Origin of the sequence: Mesorhizobium sp. LCM 4577, assembly GCF_001854795.2 — a bacterium.
GTDB lineage: Bacteria > Pseudomonadota > Alphaproteobacteria > Rhizobiales > Rhizobiaceae > Mesorhizobium > Mesorhizobium plurifarium.
Map to the genome: position 1 here is coordinate 14,184 of NZ_MDDU01000013.1, position 17,885 is coordinate 32,068.

A 17,885-nucleotide genomic window follows, 5' to 3' on the forward strand; every position below is an offset into this window, starting at 1 on the left:
TTTCTGCTCTTTGTCGCTCCAGGGCCAACCAACGCTCTCCTGATGGCGGCCGCGGTCAAACGTGAGCAGGCGACCAGGCTCTTGGCGGCACAGGCGTGCGGCTATGGGATCGCGGCGGCTTTCTGGCTTTTGTCGCGTCCTTTGATGCCGGCCGACGCCGTCCAGATTCTGAAATTCGTCGCGGTTGGATGGCTTTCAGTCCTGGGGCTGCGCCTGATGGCCGGCAATTCCAGCGGTGCACCGGGCCGCCACGACGGCGTTTCCGTGCTGGCAACGACCGCGCTCAATCCAAAGGCTTTCATCTATTGCCTGGCGATGGTGCCGATGGATGCCGGTTGGGACGAACTTGGCATCTTCTGGCTGATGCTTGTCGGGACCACCGCCATAACAGGATCGCTATGGGTTTTGCTGGGCAAGTGGCTGGGCGGAGGCAGGCGGATAGCCGACAAGATCGCGGGCGCGGCGCTTGTTGGATTTGCGCTGTTGCTGCTTCGACCGTTGTTGATCGCGGCTGCGGTCTAACGCTGGACAGGAAGCCCCGAGCGCGGTGCGGCCCAGGGTCGGGACGAGCGCTACACGCCGACGCACGCTTGTCAGGAGACGAGCACGACCGACAACGGTCCCGCGTAGAAGAGCTTGTCCGTGACTTTCTTGACCCCGGCGATGTTCTCCGCGGCGACGACTGCGGCCTTTCTCTGGCGCTCGTCGAAAATGGCGCCATTCAATTCTACCTCTCCCTTCTTGACGGTGACGCCGATAAGGTCGCCGCCGACGCTCCAGGATTGCCCCCGCAACTCGGCAAGAATGTTCCTGCGGATGACCTCGTCATCGACAGTCGCAGAGCCTGACTTGGGCAGAGCGCGAAGCAGGATGCGCATCAGATCGGAGCGGCTGACGATGCCGACGATCTTACCCGCGTCAAGGATGGGTACGTTCTTGATGTCGTGGGTCGCCATGAGTTCGACGATCTCGGCGAGCGAGGCGCCGGGCGCTGCCGAAACGACGCCGGTGGTCATAACCTCGCCCACCCGGCGGCCGTTCGAGCGGACATACTCGTCGGCGAGCTTGCCAGGACCGACAAGAAACTCCAGCCAGCGAGGCCGCCCCCGTCTGGTGCCAAGTTCGCCTCGGCGCAGGAAATCGCCTTCGCTGATGACGCCAGCCGGCGATCCATCGTCTCCCACGACCGGCAGGCAGCGGATGTTCCTGGTCAACATCAGATCCGCCGCTTCGGCAACCGAGGCAGAGGCGGTGATCGTGACCACCGGTGTCGTCATGATGTCCCGAGCTTGCATCGAAATCTCCGGCTTTTCGTCAACCGCTTTTCGGACATCGAGAACGACGCCGCCTTGATCTACGTCAGTTCGATTGCCGGCCTTCGCCGTCTCGCTGATCAGGTTCGATCAATATCCGCTCCGCGGCTCCATCGAGGTCCTCGTATTGGCCGCTGCGCAAAGCCCACAGGAAGCCGGACAAACCGAGTGCTCCCAGGAACAGGGCCACCGGAATGAGATAGACGAGCGTGGTCATGGACGGACCGCGTTTATGACATCGGTGCGGCGTCGGGCCGGCACGGCCTCAGGCGCTGTCTTCGACGTTGCGTGAAGCCGCATCGCATTTGCGATCACGACCAACGAGGAGGCGCTCATTGCGATCGCCGCGATGAGCGGCGTCACATGGCCCAAGACGGCGATCGGAACAGCGAAGGTGTTGTACACGATCGCGATGGCGATGTTCTGGCGAATGAGCCGGCCGGCCTTGCGCGAGACATCCAGGGCGAGCGGCACCGCCAACAGGCTCTCGCGCAGGAATACGAAATCCGCGGCCTGCCGGCCAATGTCGGCCGCGGTTGCGGGAGCCATCGAAACCTGCGCCGCTCGCAGCGCCGGTGTGTCGTTGAGGCCGTCGCCCACCATCAGCACCTTGTGGCCGGCGCGGGTCAGCGCTTCAATCCACTCGACCTTTCCGGAGGGTAGCAGAGCCGGCACGAAACTTTCGATCCCCAATGATTTGGCAACCTCGTCGCAGGCCCTGGAAGTGTCTCCGGACAACATGTCGACCGAAACCCCGGCATCCTTCAACCGCTGGATCGTTGCCCTGGCGTCCTGTCGAAGCGCGTCCTCGAACGTGAAGCAGGCTACGATGTTCCCATTCCTGGAAAGCACGGTGCCGCCATAGCCGCCGGGTTTGCCTTCGCCGCCGGTGCGAGCCTTCCAGCCCGCCCATCCGCGTCGTCCGAGCCGCCACGTATTCCCCTCCGCTATGGCCTCGACGCCGAAGCCCGGGTGCTCGGCGACGGATTCGACGCCGGGTTGGCCGGAGTGCCCCGCATAGCTGGCGATGGCCCTCGAGAACGGGTGGTGGGAATGGGCGGCCATGTCTGCCGCGATCGCAAGCATGGTCGGATCGATGGAGGACGCATTCATCAGTTTTGGGCGTCCGAGCGTCAACGTGCCGGTCTTGTCGAACACAGTCGTGTCGATCGTCGCGAGACGCTCCATAGCAGAACCGTCCTTGACCATGACGCCGGCCTCGAACAGGCGTCGGGCCGCGACGACCTGGACGATCGGCACCGCGAGACCGAGCGCGCAGGGGCAGGTGATGATCAGCACGGCGATAGCGATGGTGAGAGCCCGGTGCCAATCGCCGGACGCGACCATCCAGCCGAGGAATGTCACAAAGGCCGCCAGATGGACGACGGGCGCGTAGAGCGCCGATACGCGATCGGCGATGCGCCGGTAGCGCGAGCGGCCACCTTCCGCAGCCTCCATCAGTCGGACCATCTCCGCCAGGAAGGAGTCCTTCGCCGCAGCGGTTGCCTGCATCGTCAGCGGACCCGTCAGGTTGAGCGTGCCAGCCTGGACATGGGCGCCGGCCCCGACGGCCTTTGGCGCGCTCTCCCCGGAGACGATCGAGCAGTCGAGGTCGGAATTCCCGCTGACGATGTCGCCGTCGACCGGTATGCGTTCTCCGGCCGCAATAAGCAGGCGCATTCCCGGCATCAGTTCGGCGACCGGCACGTATTCGCGCGTGCCGTCGTCCCGCTGAACCATCGAGCCCCGCGCCGCGAGCCTCGAAAGGCTGTTGACGGCGGTTCGCGCGCGTTCGCGCATCACATGGTCCAGCGTGCGGCCGATCAGCAGGAAGAAGAGCAACGATACCGAGGCGTCGAAATAGGCGTGTTCGCCATGAGTGATGGTCTCGTAGAGGCTCATCGCGTAAGCCAGCGAAACCCCCACCGCGATCGGCACGTCCATGTTCATGCGGCCATGGCGCAGCGCGTTTGCGGCTGAGCGGAAGTAGATGCCGCCGGCGAAGGCGAGAGCCGGAATGGCGATCAGCGCGGACAACCAGTGGAACAGATCTCGCGTCGCGCCTTCGGCGCCGGACCAGACCGACACCGAGAGCAGCATGATGTTGCCTGCCGCGAAGCCGGCCACCGCGACAGCGCGGATCAGCTCCGAGAGTGTCCTGTCCTTTTCCTGGATTTCCGGCTCGAACAGGTGCGCCTGATAGCCCAGCCTTGAAAGCGCTGCGAAAAACGGCGGGACCTGTTCTCCGCGCCAGCGAACGGATACTCGCTTGGTCGAGAGATTGACGCGGGCGGAATCGATGTTTTCGAGCTTGGCCAGCGCAGCCTCGATCGCCTGGATGCAGCCTGCGCAATGAACGGACGGAACCGACAGGTCCGTCTGGCGACAGCCCCCGTCCAATGTGCGGCTGGCCAGCTTTATTTCGTCGCTGGACGGCACGGCGGACGCCGCGCCGGCAACCTCCAATGCCATCTCGGCCCCTGGCGCGCAGCAATTCATTGCAGGGCCCCGTTCGAGATCATGATGCGGCGAACGTCACGGAACGGCGACGTCAGCCCGGCGTCCGCATCGATCTCCACGATCCAGACGCCATTCTTGGGCGTGTGCCGAACGGCAAACGCGCCCATGTTCCCCGAAGTGTCGCCGGGCACCGCCGCAAGTGTCAGAGCTTCGTCCTGGGCCTCGTAGGCCGGGTGGCGGAACAGCATCCTGACCCCGTGCAGCGGCACCGGTTTGCCCTGGCTGTCGACAAGGCTGTAACTGACCTCGCCGGAGGCGACGGTCAGCTTGCCTGTCCAGCCTAGCGCCGCCTGCGCCTTTCCTTTCCTCGCTTCTTCGTTGAACTGCTGGCTGGCAACATACGTGTTCTCGACGACGAGGCCGGTCCAGCTCTTCCGGGCGAGCGTGGCCATGGTGACGTTGACCCCGATCACCACCGCGAAGAAAGCGAGAACGAAGATCAACATATGCTTGCCGGTGAACTCGCGCGGCTTCCGCATTTCGGCGTTCATCTTCTGTGCTCCGGGGCATTGAAAGTGGCGGTATATTCGGCGGTCTCGGAACTTGCCTTGTCGTCGATGCGGAATTCGAACCTTTGCGCCGGCCTCCTGATCTGGTCGGCCGGTTGCCGGATGAAGATTTTGAGCGTCTTCAACCGGTCCGGCTCGACTGCAATGGAGAATGAGCGGCTCGGGGGCTGCTCGATGCCGACGATGCTCATCTCGCCGCCGTCGAGGCCTTCCAGTGTCACCTCGATCATCCTCGGCTCGGGTATCATGTTGAGCAGCTTGACCGTATAGCCGTTGCGGATCGAGCCGTCCGAGAGCGTCACGAACTGAGGATTGCGATCATGCAGGACATTGAGCTCCAACCGCTCGCGCGTCAGCAGCGAATAGACGAGCACCAGGCCGATCGCCGACCATGCGCCGAGATAGATGTAGGTGCGCAGCCGGAAGATCTTGCCCAGATGGAAATGTGCCAGGCTGTCGACGAAAGCGCCACTCGCTGTTCTTACGAGCGATGGATTGACTGGATTTGTGCCGCCCACGGTCGCCACCGCCATGTTGGCATTGTAGTCCGCCAGGGTCGCGTAGGAGATCAGTCCGCGCTCGCGACCGAGCTTGTCCATGACACCATCGCAGGCATCGATGCAGAGCGCACAGGTGATGCATTCGAGCTGCTGCCCGTCGCGGATGTCGATCCCCATCGGGCAGACGGCAACGCAGGCATTGCAATCGACGCAATCGCCGGCCGGCAGACCGGCGGCGAGAGCCTTCTTGGCATGGCGCGAACGCGGCTCGCCGCGCCAGTCGTTGTATGTGACGGTCAGTGAGTTTTCGTCGAGCATGGCGGCCTGAATTCGCGGCCAGGGGCACATGTAGGTGCAGACCTGTTCGCGCATCAGTCCGCCGAAGACGTAGGTCGTGCCGGTCAGGACGGCGATCGTGACATAGGCGACGGGCGCCGCCGTACCGGTGACGAGTTCGCCGAGCAGCTTGGGCGCATCGGCGAAATAGAAAATCCAGGCGCCGCCGGTGGCTACCGCGATGACGAGCCAGACGGCGTGCTTGGTTATGCGCAGCAAGAGTTTGCGCGCGCTCCAGGGAGCGGCGTCCAGTTTCATGCGGGCATTGCGATCGCCTTCGATCGCCCTTTCCACGACAAGGAACAGGTCGACCCAGACGGTCTGCGGACAGGTGTATCCGCACCAGGCTCGCCCGACTGTCGATGTGATCAGGAAAAGACCGACGCCCGCCATCATGAGGAGGCCGGCGACGTAGTAGAACTCCTGCGGCCAGATCTCGATGAAGAAGAAGTAGAAGCGCCGGTTGGCCAGGTCGATGAGAACGGCCTGGTCGGGAGCGAAGGGACCTCGATCCCAGCGCAGCCAGGGGGTCAGGTAATAGATGCCGAGTGTGATCGCCATCACCAGCCATTTGAACTGGCGGAAGCGGCCGGAGGCCCGCTTTGGGAAGATTTTCTTGCGCGCGGCATAAAGCGGCTGCCGCGTCTTTGCGGAGTTGACCGCCTCAGCCTCGAGCCGTTCTACCTGCGACTGATCCAGCACGACGATCTCCAATCGCGGCCTATGACGCCGCCTTTCTCCAGCAGTCTTGCCATCGCTCGCGCTCGGCGCGTTGATGCAGGTCAAATTGAATCGGCAAAAGCAAGTCGAGGCCCGGCATGGCCGGGCCTCGTCGCTTGAACGGCTGAGGGCCGAGAATAGGCCCCGCTCCTATTCTCCGCCGCCAAGCGAATGGACATAGACAGCCAGTTCCTTGACCGTCGTCTCGCCGAGACGACCGACCCAGGCAGGCATCACCCCGTTCTTCGGAGCTCGCACCTGCGAAGCAATCGCGGCTTCGCCGGAACCGTGGAGCCAGATCGCATCCGTCAGATCGGGAGCACCGAGGTCCCTGTTGCCCTTCGCGGTGTCGCCATGGCAGACCGCGCAATTGTCCGCGAAAACCTTGGCGCCGGGCTCGATCAGGCTCTTGTCCCGCACCGGCCCTGAGAGGCTGGCCACAAAAGCGCTGACCTGAGCGATCTGACCCGGCTTGAGCACGTCGGCAAAGACAGGCATCTCCGACTGGCGAGTATCCGCGTCTGGGGCGAAACGAATGCCGTGCGTGATCGTCTGCTGGATCTGCTCCGCCTTGCCACCCCAGAGCCAATCGTCATCGTTGAGGTTCGGAAAGTCTGTCGACCCTTGCGCGCCGGAGCCATGGCACTGCACGCAGTTGACCTTGAATGCCGCGCCGCCGGCCGCGACGGCGAACTCGCGCAAAGTGTCGTCAGCAGCAATTTCCGAAACGGTTTTGGACTGTATCGCCGCGACATATTTGGCCTTGGCAGCCTCAGCCGCGGCCATTTCGTTCTTGACGTCGTTGCGGCTGGAAAAGCCCAGGGCGCCCTTGGTGGCGGAACTCAGCATCGGCCAGGCGGGGTAGGCAATGGTGTAGGCGAGTGCCCAGGCGATGGTAATGTAGAAGGTTATCACCCACCAGCGTGGCAAGGGATTGTTGAGTTCCTTGATGCCGTCCCACTCATGGCCGGTCGTCGTCACGCCGGAGATTTCGTCGACATGCTCGCTGCTCATGATCAATCGTCCTTGAGAGGTATCTGTGCGGCGTGGTCGGCATGCGCCTTGCCGCCGGGGCGAAGCGCAAAAGCGATGCAGCCTACAAAGAACAGGGCCATTGCAAGCAAGCCCCAACTGTCGGCGAACTCCCGCATCAAATTGTATTCCATCGGTCTGTGCTCCTCAGCGGTAGCCGGCGGCTTCGTCGTAGTTCTTGAAATCGACCAAGGTGCCGAGCATCTGAAGGTAAGCCACCAGGGCGTCCATCTCGGTGACCTGTTGCGGATTGCCGTCGAAGTCGCCGACCTTGGCCTTCGGATATCTCTTCTCCAGGCCTGACGTGTCGGCATTGGGATCGGCCTGTGCCATCAGATCCGCATTGGCATTGGCGATCATGTCATCGGAGTAGGGGACACCGACACGCCGGTTGGCGACGAGATGCGTCGAGAAGTCCTTCACCTCGATCGGCGTGTCCTTCAGGAACGCGTAGCTTGGCATGATCGACTCGGGCACGACGGATCGCGGGTCGGTAAGGTGCTGGACGTGCCAGCTGTTGGAGTAGCGGTCGCCGACGCGAGCGAGATCCGGCCCCGTTCGCTTGGATCCCCACTGGAACGGGTGATCGTACATCGACTCGGCCGCCAGGCTGTAGTGGCCGTAGCGTTCCACTTCGTCCCGGAAGGGCCTGATCATCTGGCTGTGGCAGAGATAGCATCCCTCTCGCACATAGATATTTCGGCCGGCGAGCTCGAGCGGCGAGTAGGGCCGCATGCCCTCGACCTTCTCGATCGTATTGTCGAGATAGAAGAGCGGCGCGATCTCGACGATACCGCCGACGGTCACCACCAGCAGGGATCCGACAAGAAGCAACGTGGCGTTCTTCTCGATCAGCGCGTGTCTATCCATCAGGCCCATGTCTGGCTCCTTATTCGGCAGGCTGGAGGGCGGGGGCGATACCTGGCAAAGGCTGCTCTTTGCGCTGGTAGCCACGAATGGTCATGGTGACATTCCAGGCCATGATCAGCATGCCGGTGAGGTACATGGCGCCGCCCGCCGCACGCATGAGATAGTAGGGATGCATGGCGGCGACGGTCTCGGCGAAGGAGTAGACGAGGAACCCCTGCTCATCGTACTCGCGCCACATGAGTCCTTGCATGATGCCCGAGACCCACATCACCGCGGCGTAGACGACGATGCCGAGCGTGGCCAGCCAGAAGTGCCAGGTGACAAGCCGCAGCGAATAGAGCCGCTCGCGATTCCAGAGCTTCGGCACCATGTAGTAGATCGCGCCGAACGTGATCATGCCGACCCAGCCGAGCGCGCCCGAATGGACATGGCCGATGGTCCAGTCGGTGTAGTGCGAGAGCGAGTTGACGGTCTTGATCGACATCATCGGACCTTCGAAGGTCGACATGCCATAGAAGGCGATGGCCGTAACCATCATGCGGATGATCGGATCGGTGCGGATCTTGTCCCAGGCGCCTGACAGCGTCATCAGGCCGTTGATCATGCCGCCCCATGACGGCATCCACAGCATGATCGAGAACACCATGCCGAGTGTCTGCGCCCAGTCGGGCAGGGCGGTGTAATGGAGGTGATGGGGCCCAGCCCAGATGTAGAGGAAGATCAGCGCCCAGAAGTGGATGATCGACAGGCGGTATGAGTAGACGGGCCGGTTCGCCTGCTTCGGGACGAAATAATACATCATGCCGAGGAAGCCGGCCGTCAGGAAGAAGCCGACCGCGTTGTGGCCGTACCACCACTGCGTAAGTGCGTCCTGGACGCCGGAAAAGGCCGAATAGCTTTTCGATCCCAGGAATGATGCCGGCATCGACAGATTGTTGACGACGTGGAGCATCGCAATGGTGACGATGAAGGAGAGGTAGAACCAGTTGGCGACGTAGATATGCGGTTCCTTGCGCTTCAGGATCGTGCCGAGGAAGAGCAGGAGATAGGCGACCCAGACGATGGTCAGCCAGATGTCGACATACCATTCCGGCTCGGCATATTCGCGGCTTTCGGTGATGCCCAGCAGATAGCCGGTCGCGGCCATGACGATGAAGAGCTGATACCCCCAGAAGACGAACCAGGCGAGGTTGCCGCCGAACAACCGCGCCCGGCAGGTGCGCTGGACGACGTAAAGCGAGGTGCAAATCAGCGCGTTGCCGCCGAAGGCAAAGACGACGCCGGAGGTGTGGAGCGGCCGCAGCCGGCCGAAATTGAACCAAGGCTGGATGTTGAGGTCAGGGTAGGCGAGTTGCAGCGCGATGATCACGCCGACCAACATGCCAACGACGCCCCAGAAGACCGTTGCGATGGCCCCGTAGCGGATCGGACCATCCATGTAGGCGGAGGGGTCGATCGGCGCCGCGGGCTTGAAATCCGAATTGCGCAGCAAGATCGCGGTAAAGCCAGCCACCGCGAAGAACAAAACCCACATGTGCTGGCGAAAAGGCTCATCCGCGCCGAAGCCGGCGGCCACAAGGGCAGCAAAAGCAAACAGGCCTAAAAGGACGATCTCCGTGCCAAATTTCATCGCAAGTCCCCGATCTCGTCTCGAAAGTTCCGGCGGAAATGCCCGCTCGCGGCACCATTTTGGGATTTTCCGTTCCCGGGCCTTGATTCAAGTCAAACGCGACGCGCTTTTGTTTTGGGGAAGGTTGCCGCGACCGTTGGAGCACAGCTTTGGCAGTGATGTGAACAGGCAGCAGCGCCGATGAAACGACCCGCAGGGCCGAAGTCGGCGACTCTGGAGGGTCAAAGCCAGACGACGGTTCGATAGCCGATCAGTCGCCGCAGCGTTCCTCGAGCTGAGCGATGCTTGCGAGGCTGATGTGCCGCTTGTTTACGATCCGGATCGCCCCGTCCACTCGCAGCCTGGAGAATTCCCGACTTACCGTCTCGATCGTCAGCCCAAGGAAATCGGCGATTTCCCCGCGTGTCAGCGGCAGATCGAAGCTGATAGAGTCTGCTGGATGTCTGGAGGGGCCGATGTGTCCGGCGAACATAAGAAGGAAGCTTGCGACTTTCTCGGAGGCGGTCTTGCGCCCCAGCGCCGCCATCCAGTCGCGCGCGTCGTCGAGTTCGTTCAGCGCGCGCCTCAGCAGCAGGCGTCCAAGTTCCGGCACCTCGTTGGTCATTTGATCGACGATCGCTCTTGGAAACGAGCATAGCGCCATATTCGTCAAGGCTTCGGCCTTGATCGGCCTTTTCGCCTCGAACGGCCTGCCCAGAAAATCGGGCGCGAAATGGAAACCGACGATCTGCTGACGACCATCCGAAAGACTTATCGTGAGCTTGACCACCCCGGACAATAGGTTCGAGTAGGTTCCGTCGTCGGGCAGGTCCGTCCCGGCCAAGATCTCGTGCCTGGAGGAGGCTTTGGCCAAATCGGCAAGTTGGCGGTTGTTGAACGCACCGCATAATCCGGCCCGCCGCGCTTCGCAGGAGTTGCAAATTGCGGGAACCTCAGCCTGTTGAGCATCTTGTATGCCGGCCATTGTGACGCCCGTGGTCAAATAGAGCGGCAATTTGCGCCGGTTTTGGCTTGAGCTGCCTTGATCTAAATCAAGGTTTTGGCGGTGCCGTTCAGGTAGCTTGACCGTCATGACCGCTCCTGTCGCTATCATCCAGCCCCCGCACTCAATTCCGGCCAAGGGCCTGGGCGACAACGTACCGCGATACACGAGCTATCCGACGGCGCCGCACTTTCATCCGGGCGTTGACGCGGTAACGGTTCGCGGGTGGATGGATGCGCTTGAAGGCGATGACGAGATATCGCTCTATCTGCATATCCCCTATTGCGACCGGCTGTGCTGGTTCTGCGCCTGCCATACCAAGCAGACGCGTCACTATGCGCCGGTGGCGACCTTCCTGCGCTCGCTCCACAAAGAGATCGAAACGGTCGGTGGCCTTGTGAACGGCAGGGTCCGTGCCGTTCATTTCGGCGGCGGCTCCCCGACGATGCTGAAGCCCGACGACATCCTCATGCTTGGAAAGGCGTTGCGGGAACGGTTCGACTTCCTTGCCGATGCCAGCATCAGCGTAGAGATCGATCCGAACGACATGAACGAGGGCCGGCTCGACGCCTTCGCGGCCATCGGCATGACGCGAGCGAGTCTTGGTGTCCAGGACTTCGATCCCAAGGTGCAGAAGGCGATCAATCGCGAGCAGAGCTTCGCGCTGACCAAGAGCATCGTCGATGCGGTGCGGGCCCGAGGCGTTCTATCCGTCAACCTGGACCTCTTGTACGGGCTGCCATACCAGACCAGCGAGAGTGTTGCGGCGACCGTCTCCCAGGCGCTGACACTGGCGCCCGACAGGCTGGCCCTGTTCGGCTATGCGCATGTCCCCTGGTTCAAGAAGCATCAGACGATGATCGATGAGGCATGGCTGCCCGATTCCGCCGCTCGCCTGGCGCAGTCGCGGCTTGCCGCCCAGATAATTGTCGATGCCGGCTATGAAGCCCTGGGGCTGGACCACTTCGCCAAACCGCAGGATGCGTTGGCGGTCGCGGCTCGCGCCGGCAAGATCCGGCGCAATTTCCAGGGCTATACCGAAGATCAATGCGAGACCCTTATCGGCCTCGGCCCGTCCTCGATCAGCAGGTTTCGCCAAGGCTATGCCCAGAATATCGTTGCCACCGGTGAGTATCAAAAGGCCGTGGATCGCGGACAACTGGCAATAGCGCGGGGCATCGAGTTCAGCCTGGATGACCTGGCGCGGGGCTGGATCATCGAGCGGCTGATGTGCAACTTCGCTTTCTCGGCCATAGACCTTGTCGAACGCTTTGGAGCGGTCGGCCAAACGCTGCTCTGCGAAGCAAGCCGCCTGGCCATCAGCGGCGCCGGCCGATTTCTTCGACTCGATGGTGAGAGCTTCGTGGTGCCCGAGGAAAGCCGTCCTCTCGTCAGGACCGTGGCGGCGAAATTCGACAGATATCTTGGCAATGGGATCGGCCGGCACTCGCTGGCTGTCTGAGCGATGGCTCGGGCCGCGGATCAAAAATGCTCGCCTACCCTGAAAGGGCCCACACGGGTGCCGGCGGCGATCAGATAGGCGGTCGACCAGCCGATCAGCAGAAAGCCGTTGATGCCCTCCAGGGCCGCCAGCACGCGCCAGCCGTGAGCGGGCACCACGTCTCCATAGCCGACCGTTGAAAAGGTGATGGTCGAGAAATAAAGCGCCGTCTCGAAATCGCTCAGGATTCCGAGCAGCCGGTAGACTCCAGCCCACAGCCAGACTTCCACCGTCATCACGGCGAAAAGTCCCATGACCACGGTGATCATGGCCAGCACCCGGCTGCGCCGCCCATGCATGCGGAAGAACGCCACAAGGCGTGCCATCACGTGAGTGATCGCGATAAGGCCGAAGGTGTGAATCCCGACCGTCAGGCTTATGACGATCGTACCGAAGCAAAGATCGAGGATCATCGGCGGAAACTACGAACCCCGACCGCCGCGGTCCTTGCGCAAAATCAAGCCTGCCATCAGTCCGGTGAATTCTCCGCGCCGGCGGGATCGCAGCTACTCACTGACGGCGGAGCCGAGACGGAAGAACATCGCGAGCTTCAGACTTGTTGCTATCCGTTCGGCCCGCTCGACGAACACCGCCGCGATCTCGGGGATGAAGAGCTCGGACGCCGTCTTGCCGAAGAGAGCCAACCAGATACTGAAATCGGCTTCGGTGACGTCCGTAAGCCTCAGGTGAACTGGCACCGGCCGTCCATGATAGTCGCCGCTCTTCAGAATGACGGAGCACCAGAAATCCGTCATCTTCTCCAGATGAGGCTCCCAATCGCCAGCGATTTCCCGGGCGAAGATGGGTCCGAGCCGCTCGTCCTTTCTCACCCTGGAATAGAATTCGCGGACCAGCGCTCCAATCGAGGCTCGGTCGACGCCGGGGCTTGCCAGGGATTGTTCGGCGGCAGGGCGAATCCTGTCGAGGAAGACCGGCTTTGAAGTCATTCGCATTCCTTTTTTGGAGCGATCAGGCGAGGCCAAGGCGGCGAAGCGCCGCCTGCAGGAAGCCTGCACGATCATGCACGAGACGGAAGCCCAGATTGTCCGGCGGGGTGCCGACCGCGCAGCCGCCGCTTTTGCCGTCGCGGATGAAGTTCGACATGTAGGTGCGGTGGAATCCCTCCACAACGTGAACGCCGCAATTGCTCAGCGAACTGGCGGCGCCGTCGCCGGACATCGTCACATGGGCATAGCAGGTCGATGTCCATTCCCAGACATTCCCGGCAATATCCGCAACGTCCTTCGAGTTGGTTCCAAATGCCCCGGCAGGTCGCGGTTCAGGATCGGCCTTGCGGCCGAGCGCCGACTCGTTGCGATATTGGGTGAGCCACCGCCTCGCCGGATCCGCCGGGTCGCCTTCACCAGCTTCTATGTCAGCCCGAAACCGCTCGGCCGCGGCATAGGCCCACTCGACGTCGGTCGGCAGCCGCCACGTCTCGCCTGTCTTTGCCGATAGCCAATTCGCGTAAGCCTGCGCATCGAGGAAGCTGACGCCCGTCGCCGGAACGTTGCCGACGATGCTTGAGTCGGCAGGCTTGCAGGCGCCGTCCGAAACGCAGCGGTCATAGTCGGATGCGGTCACCTGGAACTTCATGATTTCCAGAGGCGCGTCGATGGTTTCCCTCGCTACGGGTGCGGGCGCGGGATGGCTGTCTCTGAGGAACTCGCCAGGCTGTGGGTGTTCGAATGACCCGCGCTTCAGGGCTACCAGCTCCGCCGCCGCGGCTGGAACCCGGGACCGAGGGGACGTCCCGTCGATCGCATTGCTGAGGCCCAATCCGATGAGGGCGGCGGCAGCCATGGTTCCAAATGTGAAGACAGGATCGAAGGACATGTTCAAAATCCGCCTGCGACCGCGACCCGCCGGCGATGCCGGCGGGTCGTGGAAGATCGCCTTTCCGGTTTACGAGGCAATCGCCTTGGGAGCTTCGATCTGCATCATCAGGTCGTCGTCCCAGGTTCCATCGACGGTGAAGTGCGCGGTGGCGCCGAGCTCGACAGCCTCGATCAGGTTGTGATTGACGTAGGCATAGACGCCGGGCTGCCGGAAGGTGTAGAGCGCCGCGCCCGCCGAACCGCCGCGGATGAACCAGGTCTCCATGTCCTTGGCAGGGGGGTTCGCGAACTTGCCAGCTTCCCAGACGAAGTCGCCGTGGCCGCCGATCAGGTGCGGACGGGTGTCGCGATTGGCCTGAGAATGGACGATCAGAACCGTTTCGCCGACTTTGGCCTTCATGGCGGTTTCGCCAGTCAGCGATCCCGCCTTGCCGTTGAACACGACATGGGTCGGGATCAGGCCGCGCATCACCTTAACGGTGTCGTCGTAGTTGTCGCCGGCCGAGTCGTACTTCTTGAATTTTCCCTGCTCGTCGCGCGGGATATAGAAGTCATTCTCGCCGATATAGTAGATGCGATCGTAGCGGACGGGCTTGCCCTTCTCGTCCTTCAGGCCGTCGCGCGGCAGGACCATCACCGCGCCGCTCATCCCCGACACGACATGCCACGGGATCATCGCGCCGCCAGGGGCGCAATGGTAGACGAACGTCCCCGACCTGGTCGCCTTGAAGCGGAGCGTCACCTGCTCGCCCGGGTTGATCAGCGTCAGCGCGCCGCCACCGAGTCCGCCGGTCGCCGCATGGAAGTCGATATTGTGGGCGAGCGTGTTGGTATCGGGATTGATCAGCGTGAGCTCGAGATAGTCGCCTTCATGCACGACCATCAGAGGGCCCGGGATGGAGCCATTGTAAGTCATGGCATTGAGTTGCGTGCCGTCGGCGTCGATGACCACCGGCTTCTCCTCGATCTTCATGGTGAACTCGACGACCTTGGGGCCGCCCTTGGCCACCTGATCGTGAGCGTGCACGAAAGGCGGCGCCACCAGGGTCACCTTTTCGCGGGGCAGCCCGGACACATCCTTCGTGGCTGCCATTACCGGCGTCGAGCCGATGGTGGCGACGGCGGCGGCGGTCAGAACAGAGCCCAGCAAAGCTTCGCGTCTCGTAAGCATTCTTCATCTCCTCGACTTCAACGTTTCGATAAAGCCAAGATAGTGTCTTCGCGCGGTGCGTCTTTGCGTTTGCGCAAATCTGAATGAAATGAATTTTCAACTTTGGAGGCGATTGCTGGGCCATGTCGGTGCGGGGTTGCCGTACAGCGACGTACCATCTCAATATGAAAATGGCCGGGTCAGACCTCTCACCAGGTCCGCCCGGCCAATGCTTCCGGCTCGCCATCGCCGGAGGCAGTCTCTCGGATCAGTTCGAAGCAGCTTTGGTCGCCTCGGCGAACAACTCGGCGAAGACCGGCTTTGCCTTGCCGATCTGCTTGACGGCCTCTGCTGCGTCCAGGTTGACCGGCTTGCCGACGACGATCAGCGCCACCATGCCCATGCCATAGTGGGGCGCGCATTTCACGCCATAGACACCTTCCTTGGTGAGGGTGACCGTTATCTCCTCGCTCGGCTTGCCCTTGAAGGCTTCGGCGCCGTCCGGGATCATGCCCTTGATGATCTCGGCGTTGTGGGTCTTGTCGGTCGGCACGAACTTGATGGTGTCGCCGGGGGCGGCCCGGACGAAGTCGGGCTGGAAGACCATCGAGCCCTTGTCACCCTTGTTCAGCATCTGGACGACATGTTCTTCGGCATTTGCGGCGCCGGCAATTGAGAGCAACGCGATCGCCGCGGCAATGAGGGGCAGTTTCATTGGAATAGTCCTTTCTTTTGGTTCACCACGGCATCAACCGTTGCCTTCTTGTAGATCGCCGGACGGCTTGGCGATTTGCGCTGGCGCAAATTGCTCGACGAAAATGAGCGGCGCGGAAGCAAGAAACCGGGTCATGGCGGAACGTCTCCGCCAACCGTCAGGCGGCGCTCTTGCGGCGCGTTAGCAGGCGTGGCCGCATCAGCATTCCGCCGAAGCGCACAGCGTAGCCGACGAAGGCGGCAACCCAGAGCCCCGCCGACATATGAAGGAGAAGGGCCATGTCGGGAGCCATGGCGGCCGCCACGCGCAAAATGGCGGCGATGACGATTGCAGCAAAGATCGCCCGTGTTCCGGCGTCCGCCGCCAATTCGCGGCCCGTGTGGCCGAGGGAGGCGCGGGTCATGACGGCCAGGGTCATGCAGGCCACCGCTCCCACGGCCAACGCATGAATGCCGGCCACCACAGGAACAGTTCCCGGCGCGAGCGCGGCCAGTCCGGCAAGCAGCAGGCCTAATGGCACAAAGGCGAATGCAACGTGCAGGATCAGGACCAACGGGTCGGCCAGTGTCCGGTCGCCCGCCCAACGAGCGAGCCGGACGGCGTTGAACATTGCTCCGGCAATCAGCAACGCGCCCGTGCCTGTGTTTTCGGGAAAGAAGGTCCATGCGGCAAGGCCGGAGGCCGACAGCGCGATCGTCCCGACATCAAACCTGCTGAATGGTGCGGGAAGCCGGCCGGGCTTCTCGCGGACCAGCCAATTGCGGGTGAAACTGGGGACTATCCGCCCGCCGATGATCATGATGAGGACGACGACGGCCCCAAGACCCAAGCGGCGGCTGATGTCGGAGATGCCCTGGTAGTGCGCCTCGGCATGAAACATGACGTTCGCCACAAAAAGGACTGTGACGGGCAGTAGGACCTTGAGGTTTCGCCAGTTTCGGCCGGCGACGATTTCGGTTGCCGCGGCAGCGACCACCGCTAGAAGAAACGAGCAGTCTATGATCGCGCTCAAGAGCCAGCCCATTTGCGCAGAAAAGAACACTGCCAAGCGCCCCGCGATCCAGAGCAGCACCAGTATCAGCAAGCGACCGTCCTGCACGGGAAGGCGTCCGGTCCAGTTTGGGATCGCAGTGAGCAGGAAGCCTGTCACGACCGCCGTCAGGTAGCCAAAGAGCAGTTCGTGGATGTGCCAGTCCACAGGCTGGAACAGACTAAGGGTTTCAAGCCTGCCGTAATAGAGCGGCAGCCACATAAGCATGGCAGTGGCGGCTTGCAGCGACGCCAGCAGGAAGAATGGTCGGAAGCCGTAGGAGAGTATCGCCGGATAGGCGCTTGGCCGCGTCCGCGGAATTGCCATGACATGCCTCGTTGAATCCGGGCAAAAGTGCCCATGCGCCTCTTCTACCCCGGCCTCAGGAAGAGACATTGGCCTTAGCGCAAACAACAGAGCGGTTGGTTGGCGCTACCGGCACAAGGCTTCGCTTGCCGACGGCCTGTCCCTCGTGACACAGTCTGGTCCGCAAGTCGGGGGCAGCGCGGTTGAGTTGGGGAGGGAAGGCAGTTGGCAAGCCTTGATCGGTCATTGATTGCCGGGCTGCCCGTCTTCGACGGGATCGCCGCGGCGGACCTCGATCGCATAATCGGACAGGCAAGGTCCATTCGTATCGCCAAGGATCAACCGGTGTTCGAGCAGGAGCAGGAGGCCCATTCGTTCTTCCTGCTGCTCGACGGCCATGTGCGCGTGGTGAAATCGACTCCGGATGGGCATGAGGTGACCGTGCGCTACATCAGCCCGGGCGAATTGATGGGGATCGCCAGCGCTCTGGGCCGGACGACCTATCCGGCGAATGCCCTCGCGGCGGTCGATTGCGTGGCGCTTGCCTGGCCGAGCCAGCTCTGGGCCACATTCGCGGCGAGCTACCCAAGCTTCGGCGCCAATGCCTACAAGGCGGTGGGAACAAGGCTGCAGGATGCTCATGCTCGCGTCATCGAGATGTCCACCGAGCAGGTGGAGCAGCGCGTTGCGCATGCCTTGCTGAAGCTGATCAAGCAGTCGGGGAAAAAGACCGAGGAAGGCATCATGATCGACTTCCCCATTTCACGCCAGGACGTTGCCGAGATGACGGGCACCACGCTTCATACGGTCAGCCGGCTGCTTTCCGCCTGGGAAGACCAGGGGCTGGTCAAGAGCGGGCGACAAAGGGTGGTCGTGGTCGAACCCCATCGCCTCCTGGTCATAGCCGAAGGCCGCTCGGCAAAGGGCTAGCCT

Annotated in this window: 19 protein-coding genes; 3 read left to right on the forward strand and 16 right to left on the reverse strand. The window is 62.3% G+C overall.

Features of this window, described 5'->3' with window-relative positions; all coding sequences use genetic code 11:
• The first annotated feature begins 42 nt into the window (after positions 1-42).
• Positions 43-522: a hypothetical protein gene (locus LCM4577_RS15330; RefSeq protein WP_244508333.1), complete on the forward strand. Its 480-nt coding sequence runs from the start codon at positions 43-45 to the stop codon at positions 520-522.
• A gap of 71 nt (positions 523-593) precedes the next feature.
• Here LCM4577_RS15330 and LCM4577_RS15335 read toward each other — a convergent pair whose 3' ends face one another.
• The 10 genes from LCM4577_RS15335 to LCM4577_RS15380 form a co-directional block, all read right to left on the reverse strand.
• Positions 594-1,295 carry a CBS domain-containing protein gene (locus tag LCM4577_RS15335; RefSeq protein ID WP_041005783.1) on the reverse strand — a complete coding sequence of 234 codons (702 nt, stop codon included), beginning with the start codon at positions 1,293-1,295 and terminating at the stop codon, positions 594-596.
• A 64-nt stretch (positions 1,296-1,359) separates the two neighbouring features.
• The gene (ccoS, locus tag LCM4577_RS15340; RefSeq protein ID WP_041005784.1) at positions 1,360-1,530 is read right to left on the reverse strand and encodes a cbb3-type cytochrome oxidase assembly protein CcoS; all 171 of its coding nucleotides are present in this window, start codon (positions 1,528-1,530) and stop codon (positions 1,360-1,362) included.
• A complete protein-coding gene (locus tag LCM4577_RS15345) occupies positions 1,527-3,812 on the reverse strand; it encodes a cation-translocating P-type ATPase (protein WP_071072039.1) in 2,286 nt (761 codons plus the stop codon). The genes ccoS and LCM4577_RS15345 overlap by 4 nt, the downstream gene beginning before the upstream one ends.
• Positions 3,809-4,324 (reverse strand): FixH family protein, encoded by a 516-nt coding sequence (locus LCM4577_RS15350; RefSeq protein WP_071072040.1) that lies wholly within the window; start codon positions 4,322-4,324, stop codon positions 3,809-3,811. Before LCM4577_RS15350 ends, LCM4577_RS15345 begins: the two co-directional genes overlap by 4 nt.
• On the reverse strand, positions 4,321-5,880 hold the full coding sequence (gene ccoG / locus LCM4577_RS15355) for a cytochrome c oxidase accessory protein CcoG (RefSeq protein ID WP_071072501.1): 1,560 nt from the start codon (positions 5,878-5,880) through the stop codon (positions 4,321-4,323). The genes LCM4577_RS15350 and ccoG overlap by 4 nt, the downstream gene beginning before the upstream one ends.
• A 168-nt stretch (positions 5,881-6,048) precedes the next feature.
• Positions 6,049-6,912, reverse strand: coding sequence for a cytochrome-c oxidase, cbb3-type subunit III (ccoP, locus tag LCM4577_RS15360; protein WP_071072042.1), 864 nt, complete (start codon positions 6,910-6,912; stop codon positions 6,049-6,051).
• Between the two features lie 2 nt (positions 6,913-6,914).
• The gene (locus tag LCM4577_RS15365) at positions 6,915-7,064 is read right to left on the reverse strand and encodes a CcoQ/FixQ family Cbb3-type cytochrome c oxidase assembly chaperone (RefSeq protein WP_041005791.1); all 150 of its coding nucleotides are present in this window, start codon (positions 7,062-7,064) and stop codon (positions 6,915-6,917) included.
• Positions 7,065-7,077: 13 nt separating this feature from the next.
• Positions 7,078-7,809, reverse strand: a complete 732-nt coding sequence (gene ccoO / locus LCM4577_RS15370; RefSeq protein WP_041005793.1) for a cytochrome-c oxidase, cbb3-type subunit II — start codon at positions 7,807-7,809, stop codon at positions 7,078-7,080.
• 10 nt (positions 7,810-7,819) lie between these two features.
• Entirely contained in the window at positions 7,820-9,430 is a 1,611-nt protein-coding gene (ccoN, locus tag LCM4577_RS15375; protein ID WP_041005795.1) for a cytochrome-c oxidase, cbb3-type subunit I, read from the reverse strand.
• A 250-nt stretch (positions 9,431-9,680) separates the two neighbouring features.
• Positions 9,681-10,394, reverse strand: a complete 714-nt coding sequence (locus LCM4577_RS15380) for a Crp/Fnr family transcriptional regulator (protein ID WP_041005798.1) — start codon at positions 10,392-10,394, stop codon at positions 9,681-9,683.
• 106 nt (positions 10,395-10,500) lie between these two features.
• Here LCM4577_RS15380 and hemN point away from each other — a divergent pair, with 106 nt between their 5' ends.
• A complete protein-coding gene (gene hemN / locus LCM4577_RS15385; protein ID WP_052468859.1) occupies positions 10,501-11,874 on the forward strand; it encodes an oxygen-independent coproporphyrinogen III oxidase in 1,374 nt (457 codons plus the stop codon).
• Positions 11,875-11,894: 20 nt separating this feature from the next.
• Here the strand turns inward: hemN and LCM4577_RS15390 are convergent, their stop codons facing one another.
• The 6 genes from LCM4577_RS15390 to LCM4577_RS15415 all read right to left on the reverse strand — a co-directional run bounded on the left by LCM4577_RS15390 (position 11,895) and on the right by LCM4577_RS15415 (position 16,973).
• Positions 11,895-12,326 (reverse strand): potassium channel family protein, encoded by a 432-nt coding sequence (locus tag LCM4577_RS15390; RefSeq protein WP_041005800.1) that lies wholly within the window; start codon positions 12,324-12,326, stop codon positions 11,895-11,897.
• Positions 12,327-12,419: 93 nt separating this feature from the next.
• Entirely contained in the window at positions 12,420-12,860 is a 441-nt protein-coding gene (locus LCM4577_RS15395) for a group III truncated hemoglobin (protein ID WP_071072503.1), read from the reverse strand.
• A 22-nt stretch (positions 12,861-12,882) separates the two neighbouring features.
• The gene (locus LCM4577_RS15400; RefSeq protein ID WP_071030535.1) at positions 12,883-13,749 is read right to left on the reverse strand and encodes an SUMF1/EgtB/PvdO family nonheme iron enzyme; all 867 of its coding nucleotides are present in this window, start codon (positions 13,747-13,749) and stop codon (positions 12,883-12,885) included.
• 69 nt (positions 13,750-13,818) lie between these two features.
• Positions 13,819-14,922, reverse strand: coding sequence for a copper-containing nitrite reductase (nirK, locus tag LCM4577_RS15405; protein WP_041006349.1), 1,104 nt, complete (start codon positions 14,920-14,922; stop codon positions 13,819-13,821).
• A gap of 247 nt (positions 14,923-15,169) precedes the next feature.
• On the reverse strand, positions 15,170-15,616 hold the full coding sequence (locus LCM4577_RS15410) for a pseudoazurin (RefSeq protein ID WP_041005804.1): 447 nt from the start codon (positions 15,614-15,616) through the stop codon (positions 15,170-15,172).
• Between the two features lie 157 nt (positions 15,617-15,773).
• Entirely contained in the window at positions 15,774-16,973 is a 1,200-nt protein-coding gene (locus tag LCM4577_RS15415; protein ID WP_071072044.1) for an NnrS family protein, read from the reverse strand.
• 204 nt (positions 16,974-17,177) lie between these two features.
• On the opposite strand from LCM4577_RS15415, the gene LCM4577_RS15420 reads away from it, so the two are divergent.
• Entirely contained in the window at positions 17,178-17,882 is a 705-nt protein-coding gene (locus tag LCM4577_RS15420) for a Crp/Fnr family transcriptional regulator (RefSeq protein ID WP_071072046.1), read from the forward strand.
• The last annotated feature ends 3 nt before the right edge of the window (positions 17,883-17,885 follow it).